The 15,448-nt window shown below is 36.8% G+C and carries 13 protein-coding genes; 8 read left to right on the top strand and 5 right to left on the bottom strand.

All coding sequences use genetic code 11. The features are described from left to right. Window positions 1-8: 8 nt before the first annotated feature. The gene (locus AC2A07_RS15940) at window positions 9-1,034 is read left to right on the top strand and encodes a bestrophin family protein (RefSeq protein WP_314497207.1); all 1,026 of its coding nucleotides are present in this window, start codon (window positions 9-11) and stop codon (window positions 1,032-1,034) included. 3 nt (window positions 1,035-1,037) lie between these two features. Here AC2A07_RS15940 and AC2A07_RS15935 read toward each other — a convergent pair whose 3' ends face one another. After that, complete coding sequence (locus AC2A07_RS15935; protein ID WP_484051204.1) at window positions 1,038-1,496, bottom strand: Lrp/AsnC family transcriptional regulator; 459 nt, start codon at window positions 1,494-1,496, stop codon at window positions 1,038-1,040. 144 nt (window positions 1,497-1,640) lie between these two features. Between AC2A07_RS15935 and AC2A07_RS15930 the strand changes: the two genes are divergently transcribed. Further along, window positions 1,641-2,867 carry an aminotransferase class I/II-fold pyridoxal phosphate-dependent enzyme gene (locus tag AC2A07_RS15930; protein WP_484051203.1) on the top strand — a complete coding sequence of 409 codons (1,227 nt, stop codon included), beginning with the start codon at window positions 1,641-1,643 and terminating at the stop codon, window positions 2,865-2,867. Between the two features lie 95 nt (window positions 2,868-2,962). On the opposite strand, the gene AC2A07_RS15925 is transcribed toward AC2A07_RS15930, so the two are convergent. Both AC2A07_RS15925 and AC2A07_RS15920 read right to left on the bottom strand, forming a co-directional pair. Further along, window positions 2,963-3,967 (bottom strand): glycosyltransferase family 2 protein, encoded by a 1,005-nt coding sequence (locus AC2A07_RS15925; RefSeq protein WP_314497201.1) that lies wholly within the window; start codon window positions 3,965-3,967, stop codon window positions 2,963-2,965. 416 nt (window positions 3,968-4,383) lie between these two features. Next, the gene (locus AC2A07_RS15920; protein ID WP_484051202.1) at window positions 4,384-5,553 is read right to left on the bottom strand and encodes a THUMP domain-containing class I SAM-dependent RNA methyltransferase; all 1,170 of its coding nucleotides are present in this window, start codon (window positions 5,551-5,553) and stop codon (window positions 4,384-4,386) included. Window positions 5,554-5,689: 136 nt separating this feature from the next. Here AC2A07_RS15920 and AC2A07_RS15915 point away from each other — a divergent pair, with 136 nt between their 5' ends. Both AC2A07_RS15915 and AC2A07_RS15910 read left to right on the top strand, forming a co-directional pair. Further along, window positions 5,690-6,415 carry a class I SAM-dependent methyltransferase gene (locus AC2A07_RS15915; protein ID WP_484051201.1) on the top strand — a complete coding sequence of 242 codons (726 nt, stop codon included), beginning with the start codon at window positions 5,690-5,692 and terminating at the stop codon, window positions 6,413-6,415. A 253-nt stretch (window positions 6,416-6,668) separates the two neighbouring features. Further along, window positions 6,669-7,388 (top strand): ZIP family metal transporter, encoded by a 720-nt coding sequence (locus AC2A07_RS15910; protein WP_314497194.1) that lies wholly within the window; start codon window positions 6,669-6,671, stop codon window positions 7,386-7,388. 179 nt (window positions 7,389-7,567) lie between these two features. Here the strand turns inward: AC2A07_RS15910 and AC2A07_RS15905 are convergent, their stop codons facing one another. Then, window positions 7,568-8,974: an OmpP1/FadL family transporter gene (locus AC2A07_RS15905; protein WP_484051200.1), complete on the bottom strand. Its 1,407-nt coding sequence runs from the start codon at window positions 8,972-8,974 to the stop codon at window positions 7,568-7,570. A gap of 53 nt (window positions 8,975-9,027) precedes the next feature. Continuing rightward, a complete protein-coding gene (locus AC2A07_RS15900) occupies window positions 9,028-10,113 on the bottom strand; it encodes a prolyl-tRNA synthetase (protein ID WP_484051199.1) in 1,086 nt (361 codons plus the stop codon). A gap of 147 nt (window positions 10,114-10,260) precedes the next feature. Between AC2A07_RS15900 and proS the strand changes: the two genes are divergently transcribed. From proS to AC2A07_RS15880, 4 genes are all read left to right on the top strand, one after another. Then, complete coding sequence (proS, locus tag AC2A07_RS15895; RefSeq protein ID WP_484051198.1) at window positions 10,261-11,736, top strand: proline--tRNA ligase; 1,476 nt, start codon at window positions 10,261-10,263, stop codon at window positions 11,734-11,736. Between the two features lie 126 nt (window positions 11,737-11,862). Continuing rightward, window positions 11,863-13,191: an OmpA family protein gene (locus tag AC2A07_RS15890; protein ID WP_484051197.1), complete on the top strand. Its 1,329-nt coding sequence runs from the start codon at window positions 11,863-11,865 to the stop codon at window positions 13,189-13,191. 119 nt (window positions 13,192-13,310) lie between these two features. Beyond that, a complete protein-coding gene (locus tag AC2A07_RS15885; RefSeq protein ID WP_484051196.1) occupies window positions 13,311-14,633 on the top strand; it encodes an Nramp family divalent metal transporter in 1,323 nt (440 codons plus the stop codon). Between the two features lie 212 nt (window positions 14,634-14,845). After that, window positions 14,846-15,382: a nucleotide exchange factor GrpE gene (locus AC2A07_RS15880; RefSeq protein ID WP_484051195.1), complete on the top strand. Its 537-nt coding sequence runs from the start codon at window positions 14,846-14,848 to the stop codon at window positions 15,380-15,382. Window positions 15,383-15,448: the final 66 nt, after the last annotated feature.

Below are 15,448 nucleotides of genomic sequence, written 5' to 3'. Positions count from 1 at the left end.
CTGATACAATGATCACAACAAAATATTTCAATTACAAACAGATAGCAAACCTTGCCGGACTGCACCTTGTATGGCTTACTGCATGGAGCACATTCGTTGCAGCCATCTATTACTTTTTTGAATGGCAGTGGATGACGATTCCGCTGATTCCTCTTACATTGGTGGGTACTGCAGTTGCCTTTTTCGTCGGTTTTAAAAGCAATCAGGCATATGACAGACTATGGGAAGCCAGAAAGATCTGGGGAGCCATCGTGAATTCAAGTAGATCATTTACCTCAATGCTGTATGCATTTGATACCGAAAAAGGTGAAATGCATTATATAAAAGACTTTAAAAAACAGCTTGTATACCGTCATATAGCATGGCTCTACACCTTGAGGGAGCAGTTGCTGATCCCTACAGAATGGGAACACATCAGTCTTGAAAGGCATTTCGGAAGTATCAATTTTAAAAGACACAGACAGATCAAAGCTGGTTTTCCTGATTATGTCAGAACCCATTTATTTCAGCAGAAATATCTTTCAGAAGAAGAGCTGGAACTGCAGGAAGACTACAAAAACTTTGCAACATTTTTAAATTCACAACAGGCAAAAGATTTAAATTATTTAAAAAATAAAAAAGTCATCACAGATTTTGATCAGATGCAGCTTCAGAATTGCTTAAATGACTTCTATGATTATCAGGGGCAGGCGGAGAGAATCAAAAAGTTTCCCTCCCCAAGACAGTTTGCGAATTCAGGATTTATATTTATTGTAATTTTTATTATTCTTCTTCCATTAGGTCTGGTAAGTGAATTCAGTAAATTGGGAGACTGGGGAATCTGGACCTGTATTCCGTTCTGTGTTATTGTAGGCTGGATTTACATCATCATGGAATTGGTAGGTGATTATTCCGAAAATCCTTTCGGAGGATTGATGTTTGACATCCCTATGCTGTCGATTTGCCGGACCATCGAAATTGATCTTCTTCAGATGATCGGGGAACATGATGATCTGCCTGAGCCGATTGCTTCTAAAAATGGTGTTTTAGTTTAAATTTCACAAGACCAGTTCAGTAGTATTTTTCACTTCAGAAATAGTGAAAGCACTCTGTGTGCTTGCGATATGCTGTATCGTAGTAAGTTTAGTAAGCATAAAATTGCGGTAGTCTTCCATATCTTTTACACAGATTTTAAGAATATAATCATAATCACCGCTTACATGAAAGCACTCTGTAACTTCATCGATGTTCATGATCTCTTTTTCAAACTGAAGCACAAACTCTTTTTTATGCTGAGTAAGTTTTACATGACACAGAACAATAAAGTTTTTGTCAATTTTAGTTTTGTCTAAAATCGCTGAGTATTTTGAAATCACTCCATTATTATCCAGCTTTCTTATGCGTTCATAAACAGCAGTTATGGATAATCCGAGTTTATACGAGAGTTCTTTGGTAGTTTGCTTGCAGTCCTGCTGCAGAAAAAGCAGCAGCTTTTTATCTGTTTCGTCAAATTGCATAGATAATTTTTTGGTTAAATTTAATGAAATTAAATTTAATAAACTTTTTGTCACCATATTTTCAATTTTATAGATTTATAATCTAAATTTCAATCAACGTATTGTAAAAACATTATAAAATATTCATTTTTAAACAAAAAAAATATGGATCATTTTAGTGCAGCTAATGAAATACAGGATTTGCAGTATTTTGGAGAATTTGGAGGGGTAAATCCATCCATTTCAGACAGTTCTACATACACATTTCTTTCTGCCAAAACCATGTTTGATACATTTGAAGGAAATGCAGATGGCTGTTATCTGTATTCGCGGCACTCTTCCCCGATGAATCTTTATCTTTCCCAAGCTTTGGCAAAAATGGAAAATACAGAAACTGCGAATGTTACAGCTTCCGGAATGGGCGCAATCACTTCCGTTCTTATGCAGATCTGTAAAAGCGGAGATCACATTATTTCCAGCCGGACAATTTATGGCGGAACTTATGCTTTTCTGAAAAATTTCCTCCCTCCTTTCAATATTGATACTACATTCGTATATATCAATAATTTCGAATCGATCGAAAATGCCATTCGTCCGACGACAAAGATCATTTATTGCGAAAGTGTGAGCAATCCACTTCTGGAAATTGCTGATCTCAGACAACTTTCGATACTGTGCAAAAAACATAATTTAAAACTTATAGTAGACAATACTTTTTCTCCGCTTTCCATTTCACCGGCTCTTTTAGGTGCTGATATTGTCATTCACAGTTTAACTAAATTTATTAATGGTAGCAGTGATACGGTTGGCGGAGTTTATTGTTCTACACAGGAATTTATTGACAACACTAAAAATGTGAATAACGGAGCATGTATGCTTTTGGGTCCGACAATGGACAGTTTCAGATCAGCAAGTATCTTAAAAAATCTCCGAACCCTTCATATCAGAATGAAGCAGCACAGTTATAATGCGATGTATCTTGCTGAACGGTTTGAAAATGACGGACTGAAAGTCTCCTATCCGGGTTTAGTATCCCACAGGAATCATGCGCTGATGAAAAGTATGATGCAGAAAGAATACGGTTTTGGAGGGCTTCTAACCATTGATGCCGAAACGACTGAAAAAGCAAACGAACTGATGGAAATGATGCAGCGTGAAAACCTCGGATACCTTGCAGTAAGTTTAGGATTTTATAAAACATTGTTCTCATGTTCCGGAAGCTCCACTTCATCTGAAATTCCTGAAGAAGAACGCGAAGCGATGGGCATCTCTGACGGTCTGATACGATTTTCCATAGGCCTAGATCACGATATAGAGCGTACCTATCAGAAAATGAAAGAATGCATGCGCAAAACAGATATATTACACCATGAAACTATTTATACATCTTGATTACCAGATGCTGTTGACTTCAACAGCATCTTTTTTAAAAATACCTGTAAGATAAGAAGCACTATTATAAATTTATTAACTGACCATCTTAATATTTAATTTCTATGAAAATGTTTCGGAAAAGCTTCTTCAGGTTTCATTCTGAAAACATTGAGTAATATCCATGATTTTAAAAACCCGTAACCGTAAGAAAACATCTGAATGTAAGTGGAAATAACTGCCATTCCTGCAATGGCAATATTTTTCGTAACGATCAGTGCATGAATAAGAACCATGAATGTATAGAGCCCATAAAATGCTAAAACAGTTCCTCTTCCAAGAATAAAGTATTCGATAAATCCTAAAATATATCCTAAGAAAAATAAAGTCGGAAAAGCAAAAGAAATTTTCACATATTTAGGATGTCTCTGATTCAGAATTGGTCTCGCACAGCCAAACTGGTAAATCTGCTTTGAAAACTTTCCGAAATCAACACGGCGTTTGTGATAGACTGCAATAGTATCAAAAAAGGCAGTCGTAAAACCATTTTCCCAAAGCGTCATCGATAAATCAGGATCTTCACCAATTCTCATTTCAGAAAAACCGCCAACCTGATTAAAGACCGCTCTCTTTACTCCCATATTGAAACTTCTGGGTTGAAATTTTGAAACCGCTTTTTTATTTCCACGAATACCACCGGTAGTGAAGACTGACGTCATTGAATAAGAGATTGCTTTCTGCATCAGATTAAAGCCTCTGTGAGCCTTATCCGCTCCACCAAAAGCGTCACACGGAATGGTAAGAATATCTTTCTTAATATTCTGAATATAATCTTTTTCTACAATCACATCACTGTCAACAAATACCAGCCATTCGCCGGAAGCACGTTTAGAACCATAATTCCTTGATAAACCAGGTCCTGAATTATCCTTCCTGAAATATTTAATATCCAAAATACCATCGAAACTGTGAACAGTTGGTTTTAAATCAATTAAAGAACCGTCATCAACAATGATAATTTCAAAAATCTTATCCGTCTGAAAGGTCAGCGAATTGAGAAGCTCGAAAAGTTCGTCTCTTCGGTTAAAAATGGCAACGATAATGGATATGGTTGGATTCAATTTATTTCAATTTAAAAACTAAACAAATTTGATCTAAAATATATATACAAAACAAGTGCAGTCAACAATAAAATAAGTGATCCACTGAAAAATACACATGTGAAAAAGCATCTGAAATAATAAAGATCCAGTTGATAAAGTAAAAAAAAGACAGTAAAAGAAAGAGTGAGCCCAAATGCAGAACAGATAATAACAGCCTGCAACAAATTCTAATTCGGCAAAGGATTTTTAAATACGATAAAGAACAAAATGGAGGCAATTACCAAAAAAGCCTCCACTCCACAATTCAAATGTATATTTTGATTTTCTCCTGATTTTTTTCGCATTATTATTAAAATCTGACGAGGTATGATTTGCCAAAAGACAAATGAAATCAATGATACCTTCAATAATTTCAAAAATATTCAGTGACATTTTTACTCTTCCTTATTCTCCAGTTTATGCACCTTCTTCGTCCCTTCATACATTTCATACTGCAGAAACCTGGTTTCCAGTTTTCCGTTAAAAAGCTTGATCTTTCTTGAAGGCCGCAATCCGATTTTTTTCGGTGCATCAAGATCTGAAGAGATCAGCCACGCTAACGTATTTGGATAATTCGTTTTAAAAGTATCTCCGATTTTCTTGTAGAAATCATCATCATTGATAGAAATTCTCTCGTCATACGGAGGATTGAAAACCATCAGTAAAGGGAACATATCTTTTTTGGTATCAAAGAAATTTTCTCTTCTTACCTCAATTACATCTTCCATTTCTGCAGATTCTACATTAGTCCTTGCTGCATCAAGCATCCTGCCGTCGATATCGTAACCTACAATTTTTCCGTGGAATTCTCTTATCCTGTCTACCCGATGCTGTTTGATTGTTGCAAACAGATCTTCATCATAATTTTTCCAGTTCTGGAAAGCAAATCCTCTTCTGTACAACTGTGCGGGTAAATCCATTGCGATCATTGCAGCTTCAATCAAAAGCGTTCCTGAACCGCACATCGGATCAAGAAAATTTCCCTTGCCGTCCCAGCCTGCCAGCTGAAGCATCCCGCTTGCCAGAACTTCATTGATCGGGGCTTCACCCTGTTCTCTCCTGTACCCTCTTTTAAATAAAGCATCACCTGAGGAATCCAGGGAAATCGTCACCAATTCTCTGTCGATATGAAGATGGAATTTAATATCCGGAGATTTCGTCTCAATGTTAGGTCTTTTCCCGTATTTATTCTGGAAATAATCTACAATTGCATCTTTCATTTTAAAGGTCATGAACTGAGAATGACTAAATCTTTCAGAATTAACTGTAGAATCTATGGCAAAAGTCTGATGGACATCCATAAATTCATCCCATTCAAATTTGAATAGCCTGTCATAGTATTTTGTTTCATTATACGCTTTGAATTCATCAATCGGCACAAGAATTTTTAAAGCTGTTCTTGCAGAATAATTGATTTTATAAAGAAAACCTAAATCTCCCTCGCAATTGACTGCCCGATTTTTAAGTTCAACGTTTCTTCCGCCCAGTTTTTTGATTTCTTCACCCAAAACTGTTTCTAATCCGAAGAATGTTTTTATCTGAATTTTGATATTTTCTGTATCCATAAGTTGTAATTAAAAGATTTAACCATTTAAAAATTAAAGAATTAGCGTTTCGTTTTATTAGTAAATTGAATTTTTCAATACCTTAATATTTAAAATACTTTTCTTTTAACACCGCAAATTTAGTTATTTTTGCATTATGGAATGGTTTGAATCTTGGTTTGATACGCCTTATTATCATTTGCTTTACAGTAACAGAGACTACACAGAAGCAGAAAACTTCATCACAAAACTCACTCAGGAGCTTCAGCTGCCTCAATCTTCAAAAATAATTGACCTTGCGTGCGGAAAAGGAAGACACTCAGTTTTCCTCAATAAATCAGGCTATGATGTGCTTGGTTTAGATCTTTCTCAGCAAAGTATTGAGTTTGACAAACAATTTGAGAATGAAAGTTTAAATTTCAAAGTTCATGATATGAGGGATCCTATCGATTCTAAACCAGTAGATGCTGTTTTCAATCTCTTTACCAGCTTTGGATATTTTGACAGAGAATCTGATGACAGGAATGTCTTTAAATCAGTTTACAGCGCTTTGAAATCAGAAGGTTATTTTGTTTTAGATTACCTGAATGAAGAGTACGTGACACGAACTATAGTACCTGAAACTACTATCCATAGGGAAGGTATTGATTTTTATGTTTCTAAAAAGATTGAAGGCAGACATATTATCAAAGATATTTGGTTCGAAATTGACGGAGAAAAAAAACATTTTTTTGAAAAAGTAAAGCTCCATACTTTAGAAACGATTGAAAACTATGCATCGGAATGCGGCTTTGAAAGAATAAAAATTTGGGGCGATTATCTGCTGAATGATTTTGAAAAAGAAATTTCACCACGTTGTATTAATTTATTTAAGAAAAAGTAACTCAGAATTGCAATGAAGCTCAATATAGTTTTCATGGTTGTGACTCTAAGTTCTTTATTTGCTGGAATGAAATTTGGATTTACAGACAGTCACACATCTCCACTACTTTGTTATTTCTGGCGTATTGTTATTCATTGGAACTATTTTTTTAAGAACACCTTTAAAGATAAATACAGATGTCCAGTTCACATTGTTTTTACAGTTCTAAATTTATCAGTTGTTCTGTATTGTTTACTATAGCCTTTTATTTAAAATGATTATAATATTATTAATTTTAAGCGTTATTGCCGGTGTTTTACTTGGAAAATTCTTTGGTAAAAAAGAGCAGTTTGCGAAAAACCTGTTGATTTTAAGCGCCGGTTTTCTGATTACCATCTGCCTTAACGAAGTTTTTCCTCAGGTGTATGCCTCTGACGTGAGTAAAAACCTTGGCATCTTTGTGATTGGTGGAGTATTGCTTCAAATGATTCTTGAAGCTCTAACCAAAGGTTTTGAACATGGACATTTTCATCATCATAATGAAAGCGGAAATATTCTGCCTGCCGCATTAATGGTTGGGCTTTTTATTCATGCATTTATTGAAGGAATTCCTTTGGCGAACGAAACCAATCCCTGGTCACCTTATCTGTTAGGAATTCTGTTTCATAATCTACCGATTTCGTTTATTTTGGGGGCATTTTTATTTAACCGGTCAGGAACAAAAACTTCTTATCCCTCAATGCTGATTGTTGCATTATTTGCTCTGGCATCTCCCATGGGAGTGGTATTAGGTAATTATTTCAATCCGGAATGGCAGCCGTATTTCTTAGCTATTGTAGGAGGTATCTTTCTTCATATATCTTCTGTGATCATCTTTGAGAGTAATAAAAATCACAATATTAACTGGTCTAAAATAGGGCTGGTTATTCTCGGGGTCTCTTTAGCTTTACTGATGCATCTTTTTCATACGCATCCTTATAATCATTCTCATTAAAATAGTGGTGCCATATCAATGATGATAGTTGGAATTCAGTATCTGTTGATAAACAGACAGTATTTTATTCTGAAAATTTATTTATTAACCCATCGATAAAAGTCTGTTGATTTCAGATAATAATAAAGGCTTCGAAATCAATCGAAGCCTTTATTATTTATTTAATCAGAAAGGTATGATTAAAATTTCCATCCAATGGTAAAGAAGAAATTATTTCTTATGTTTTTCACATCTGAAACAACCGAATTAGGAGTGGTTACATCAAAATCTCCCGAATAGTATCCTGTATTGTAACTATTAAATTCGTATCCCGCCAAAAATGGATTTTTGTATTCAGAACTGATATTCTGATATGCTGCATCAACATAAAATTGGCCAAAATCATATCCTATACCTGCACCGATAGTACTTCTGTCTCCTAAAATAAAGTTACTGAAATTATTATCTGCAACCGTTCCGTTATTAGAGAAGGCACTTATGGTAACATTGTCAAATGGACTTGATGCATAAGAATAACCTCCTCTTAATCTGAAAGCCTTGATTCTGTATTCAGCACCTACTTTTATTTCTGATAGATTTTTATAGTTATCGCTGAAGAAAGAGTTAAGTTCTGTTTCTGCTACCCCCTGAACTTTATATTTCGGTTTTGACAGTCCTAGCGTATAATCAACATTTATTGCAAAATTCTTATTAGGAACAAATGCACCACTTACGGTTGCTTTCATAGGAGATCTGAATGTTCTGTCTTCGACAAAATTATCATAATAGATTCCGTCTGCGCCATCATAATAATCTCTGTATGCTCTGTCGACAGACCACCAGGTAGGTGTTTCTATTGAAGCTCCCAATCTCAACTGATTGCTCACTTTACCGATCACCCCTAATGTACCGGAGAAACCACTTGATTTTTCAGAATACGGGGTATATTGCTTATCATAGGTGGCTACCGAATTATCTAAATTCAGTCCTAAAACAGCACTGTCATACTGCTCCATATCAACTCCATGCATATTAATACTGGCTCCAAAATATAAAGCGTTGTTATAATTGGCACCTACACCAATATTAAATTGAGTCTGCGTACCATATCTGTTATATGCATGACCTAAGTAGGATACATTTCCAACTACATTATTTCCAGCCTGATCAACTAAATTTTTAGCAATAGAAATATTTGAATTTCCAGGTGATTCTATATAATTTTCAATGGATGTTGTGGATATATTTGCAGCTACATTAATAAACTTCCAAGGTGTTTCGGTCATTAACTGAAAAGTTGCCAAACCGTTTACATTTCCGACATTGAATTTATTGATTGTATAATCAACAGATGAGCCGGCTAATGAAGAAGTGTTTTTATTATTAGTAACTGATAGTGTTCCTGAAACATCACTGGCGATAGCAACCCCAATACCAGCAGGATTGGTCATCAGTGAAGTACCGTCACCTCCCAAAGCTCCATTCGAGCCTACCATCGCATTAAACTTTGAATTACCTGTCATAGGTATATTAGAATATACATCAACAGAGTTTCTGATCACTGAAATATCCTGAGCCTGCACAAAGAATGCTGCAGAAATACTCATAATTACTAAAGATTTTTTTAACATTATGTATTGATCGTTATTGAGTTTATAAATTATCTGCCACCGGATCTGAATCCGCCGCCACCGCCACCGGATCTCATTCCACCGCCTCCGGAAGAACCACCGGATCTGAATCCGCCTCCTCCGCTGCTGCCGGAATTGAAGCCTCCTGATCTGAATCCGCCGTTATCTGAAGGTCTCATACCACCGTCGTTTCTGTATCTTGGTTGAGACTGTTGATTATAGTTTGGTCTTTGCTGCTGATAATTAGGATTTCTAACTCCTGACTGGTTTCTAAAACCGCCATTCATCGTTCCCTGTCTGAAGCCGCCATTAGCTGTCCCCTGTCTGAAGCCGCCATTGTTATTTCTGAATCCCTGACCCTGTCCATTTCTGAAACCGGAATTGTTGCTTCCGTTTCTAAAACCTGAGCCGTTGCTGTTATATCTGTTTATACCGGTAGTGTTATTGGTAAATCCTCTGCCGTTTGCTCCACTTCTTCTGTAGGAAAGCCTGTTATAGTTTCCACCCCAATAGCCACCATATCCCCAATTACCATAACCGTATCCACCCCAGTAAGGGTTATACAGTCCCCAATAAGGAGAGTTCCATCCCATTCCCCAGTATGGACTGAATCCGCCACCCCAGCCCCAGGAATTTCCCCAACCGAAAGACATTCCCATGCCCCAGCCGGATCCCATTCCCCAGTATGGACTGAATCCACCCCAGCCCCAAGGTGAGCCCCAGCCCATTCCCATACCCCAACCCCAGGAGTTGTCGTATACGTTAGTCTGGCTTCCTGCGAAATTACCCCAATCAGAATCTGTGGCATTACCGTAGTTTGCATCACTCCATTCATTATATCTGTTATTGTATTCCTGGGAATTGATCTGAGAATTTTCTACAATACTTGATTGCGGATAGTATTCATAATAATCTCCTACTCTGTTTCCCTGATCTCCATTAATGATCACCCCTTCCGGCAGTGTATCTTTATTAGGATCATAATATACGCCGTCGGTCTCACTGTAACCACCTACCTGTGCACCGCAAGACATTAATAGTAAACCACTTGAAACAGCTAAAATCCCTTTGGACCTCAGCATACCAAGTAAATTTTTATGTATATTTCTTTTCATGATAATGTAAAAATTTTTAATTTAAATTATATTTGCATTCTGTACCAAAAATATACCAAATTATTGGTAAGAAATATCTATCAAAAATAGATTTTTATTTTTAGATTACAATAAAAGACAAAAGTTAAAAATATTAAAAAAAAATTAATGGCAAAATTAACCTCAAGAAGCGAAGATTACAGTAAATGGTATAATGAATTGGTTGTAAAGGCAGATTTAGCTGAAAACTCAGGTGTGAGAGGATCAATGGTTATCAAACCTTACGGCTATGCAATCTGGGAAAAGATGCGTGATGAAATGGACAGAAGATTTAAAGAAACCGGTCACGTCAACGCCTACTTCCCTCTTTTTGTTCCCAAAAGTTTATTTGAGGCCGAAGAAAAGAATGCGGAAGGTTTTGCCAAAGAATGTGCTGTTGTCACCCATTACCGTTTAAAAAATGACCCTGACAATCCAGGAAAATTAATTGTTGATCCTGAAGCAAAATTAGAGGAAGAACTGATTGTTCGTCCTACTTCTGAAGCAATTATCTGGAATACATACAAAGGATGGATTCAATCTTACAGAGATTTACCTATACTGATCAATCAATGGGCAAATGTTGTTCGTTGGGAAATGAGAACCCGTTTATTTTTAAGAACCTCAGAATTCCTCTGGCAGGAGGGGCACACTGCTCACGCAACAAAAGATGAGGCTCTGGAAGAAGCAGAAAAAATGAATAACGTCTATGCTGATTTTGCAGAAAAATTCATGGCGATGCCAGTTGTGATGGGAGTCAAAACGCCTTCTGAAAGATTTGCAGGAGCGGATGACACGTACTGTATCGAAGCATTGATGCAGGATGGAAAAGCACTTCAGGCCGGTACTTCCCATTTCTTGGGACAGAATTTCGCAAAAGCATTTGATGTAAAATTCACCAATAAAGAAGGGAAAATAGAACATGCGTGGGCAACCTCGTGGGGAACTTCTACCCGTTTGATGGGTGCTTTGATCATGACCCATTCTGATGATTTCGGTTTGGTTTTACCTCCAACACTAGCTCCTATACAGGTGGTGATTGTTCCTATTTTCAAAGGCGAGGAACAATTGAGCCAAATCAGCGAAGTGGCATTAGAAATCCAGAATAAATTAAAACTTAAAGGAATCTCGGTAAAATTCGACAACGACACACAAAACAAACCGGGATGGAAATTTGCTGAATACGAACTGAAAGGAGTGCCTGTAAGAATTGCAATGGGACAAAGAGATTTGGAAAACAAATCAGTTGAAATTGCAAGAAGAGATACCCTTACCAAAGAAACCCGTCCTTTAGAGGGATTAGATTCTTACCTCGAAGATCTATTGAAAACGATTCAGGAAGATATGTACAAGAAAGCTTTCAACTTCAGAAAAGACAACATCACGAAAGTCGATTCATATGAAGAATTTAAAAAAGTTTTGGAAGAAAAAGGCGGCTTTATCTATGCGCATTGGGACGGAACTGATGAAGAGGAAGCACAGATTAAAGAAGAAACCAAAGCTACGATCAGATGTATTCCTGCTGATGATGATATTGAAGAAGGTGTTTCAATGATTTCAGGCAAACCATCTAAAAGACGTGTACTATACGCAAAAGCATATTAAAAATCAATTATTTACCATTAACAAATCTTTAGAAATCCCCATGATTTTTAAAGATTTTTTTTTGAAATTAACATTTGGATAGATTTTTGTTTAAGTTTATACTACATTAATCTCAAATAATTTATTATGTCATTAAACATCATCGATTTAATTAAGGGACAGCTTGGTTCTGCGTTAGTAACTCAGGCTGCATCGCAATTGGGCGAAAGTGAATCCGGTATTTCAAAAGCTATCGGAGGCCTGTTACCTGCAGTCGTAGGAGGATTAGCAAATAATTCAAACAATCCGGCTGTATTGGACGCAATCTCAAACGCCCCTTCTCGGGGAGTATTGGGAAATCTCTTAGGTTTGGCATCAGATAATACATGGGTACAGGGTTTATTAACATCAATTTTTGGTGATAAATTAAGCGGTTTGGTAAATTCTATTGCTACCTATGCAGGAATAAGTAATAATTCTTCAGCTTCGTTACTTAACTTAGTGACGGGAGCGACAATAGGCTCAGTAGGAAAATATGCAGCTGATAACAACCTTGATCGAGCAGGGATTTCAGGTTTACTGAATGACCAGAAAGGTATTGTATCATCATTGTTACCAGCAGGTCTTTCTTTAGCATCTCTTAATGTAGGAGACTGGGCAAAAGGATACAAGTTTGACAATGATAATGATACCATTAAAACCACACCTACAACTCCTCTTCCTGATCCGGTGCATCACGAAGAAAAAAAGATTGAAGTAACTAAAAGTGTAGCTGATGGCGGAACTTTCCCCGACAGACCTACAGCTGCTTCAGACGGAGGATCTATCTGGAAATGGCTACTGCCTTTATTATTACTGATTGCTGCTGCTTATTTTTTATGGAAGCAGTGTGAGAAAAAAGAAACAACAACCACAACCACTGTTGCAGGTGACACTTTAAGTACATCAAATGATACTTCATCAATGCAGAATGATACTGCAGCAACGATGACCAGTACAAGAGTAGATGAAAATATCGATCTAAACGGTACCTCATTAAAAGGGTATGAAGGAGGAATGGAAGATAACATGATCTCTTTTCTGAAAAGCGGTGCTTACGTAAGTGCGGCTGATGATGCAGCTTTAAAGGATAAATGGTACGACTTTGATCATGTAAACTTTAAAATGGGAAGTGCTTCGGAACTGGAAGCTGGTTCACAAGGTCAGTTAGAAAATTTAGTTGCAATACTTAAAGCATATCCTGATGCTAAAATTAAAATTGGCGGATACACTGACAAAGTGGGTAACGAAGCTGCTAATGTAAAACTTTCAGGAGAAAGAGCTAGTTATATTAAAGACTGGTTAGCTAAACAGGGTGTAGGATCTCAGGTCTTGGGAGCAGAAGGCTACGGTGGAAAATTTGCTACTGTTGATGCAGGTGCTTCAGATGCAGAAAGAGCTGTTGACAGAAAAATGTCTGTAAGATTCGCTAAATAATTTTTTTAGACAAATATTGATCCCGAAAAATATTTTTTCGGGATTTTTTTGTGAATTTCAATTTCATTTCATTTATTTAATTAAATTTGTTAGTCATTTCTAACAATCATGAATTTACTATGAAAAATGCCTGGCGTAAAGAAAATACCTCCAATTCACTGCCGGAGGTCTTTTCATCGATTTCCATTCCTAAAAAATCAGGTTTCTGGAGAAAATACCTGGCATTTGCCGGTCCCGGATTGATGGTAGCGGTAGGTTATATGGATCCCGGTAACTGGGCAACCGATATTGCGGGTGGCTCACAGTTTGGGTATACCTTACTTTCAGTCATTCTTATTTCCAATATTTTCGCCATGGTTCTGCAGCATCTGTCTGTAAAACTTGGAGTGGTAACTGAAAGAGATCTTGCACAGGCCTGCAGAGATCATTTTAAACCAACCACTAATTTCATTCTCTGGATATTTTGCGAAATTGCCATTGCCGCCTGTGACTTGGCGGAAGTCATCGGTTCTGCAATTGCTTTAAATTTATTATTTGGAATTCCACTGACGTGGGGGATTGTAATTACTACAATTGATGTTCTGATCATTCTGCTTCTTCAGGCAAAAGGTTTCCGCTGGATAGAAAGTATTGTGGCGGGATTGATGTTTATCATTCTGGTTTGTTTCGGATATGAAATAATTATTTCCCAACCTGAGATCAATGCAATTTTGGGAGGACTGATTCCTCAGAAAGAGATCATCACCAACCCGGCAATGCTGTACATCGGGATTGGTATTTTGGGAGCCACGGTAATGCCCCACAATTTATACCTGCACAGCAGTATTGTGCAGACAAGGGATTATACAAGGGACAAGGAGGGTAAAAAGGAAGCCATAAAATTTGCTACTTTAGACAGTACCGTTTCCCTTTTACTTGCTTTTTTTATCAATGCTGCTATCTTAATTCTGGCAGCTGCAACTTTTCATACCACGGGCAATGAGCACATTGCTGACATTCATGATGCCTATAAAATGCTGACTCCCATCTTAGGAGCGTCCATGGCAAGTATTGCTTTTGCAATTGCATTATTAGCTTCCGGACAGAACTCGACATTGACAGGGACTCTTGCAGGACAAATCGTCATGGAAGGATTTTTAAATATCCGGTTGAAACCATGGCTGAGAAGATTAATTACAAGATTGATTGCTGTAATTCCGGCACTGATTGTTACAGTTTTATATGGCGAACAGGGAACAACCGATCTTTTAGTGTTAAGTCAGGTCATTTTATCCATGCAGCTCAGTTTCGCTGTCGTTCCTTTGGTGATGTTTACCAGCGATAAAGGAAAAATGGGGGATTTTGTCAACAAACCCTTTCTCAAAGTTTGTGTGTGGATAATCACTGTTGTCATCATTATTCTGAATCTGTATCTTCTTTATCAGACTTTCTTCGGCGAATAGTCGTATAATCAGTGACTACTTTGATAACGACCACCTATCAACATTAAATTTTAATTGTAAAGAATAAGTATTCACAGATTCAATGGTTGACTTAGTGTCTGGAAGAAATTGACAGATGATTGTTAACAAATCACAGTATCTCTGCCTAAATGTCCTGATTCTTTCTTTGGCAAAATCTTTGACAAACATGTTTTATAAAAAGTTATTGAAACATGGAAAATCAGGATATCAACGAAGAAAACATCAATAATCAGGAAGAAAACAGTCCTCAGACTGAAGCAACAACAGAAGAAAATGTGACAGAAGTACCGACTGCAGAAGAACTTTTGGCAGTGGAAAAAGACCGTTACATCAGATTATATGCTGAGTTTGAAAATTACAAAAAGAGAACTTCAAAAGAGAAAATGGAATTCTTCACTTATGCCAATCAGGAAATGATGGTTTCGATGCTGGGTGTTCTGGATGATTTTGAAAGAGCTTTAAAGGAAATTGCCAAAAACGGAAACCCTACAGACCTTCAGGGTGTTGAACTGATTTATCAGAAATTCAAAAATAAACTGACTGAGAAAGGCTTAAAAATCATGGAAGTAAAAGCAGGTGATACTTTTAATGTAGACTTCCACGAAGCGATTACTCAAATCCCTTCACCATCTGAAGATTTAAAAGGTAAAATTGTAGACGTGATCGAAACAGGATACACTTTAGGTGACAAAGTGATCCGTTTTGCAAAAGTTGTAACAGGAAACTAAAATTCATTAATGATAAATGATAAGTGATGTTTGATTTTAAATCAATTATCATTCATCAATCATCAA

The organism is Chryseobacterium sp. HNCC26DJ238 (assembly GCF_057180465.1).
The sequence above is the reverse complement of the archived record's forward strand: the minus strand, read 5'-3'. Positions and strand labels throughout refer to the sequence as shown.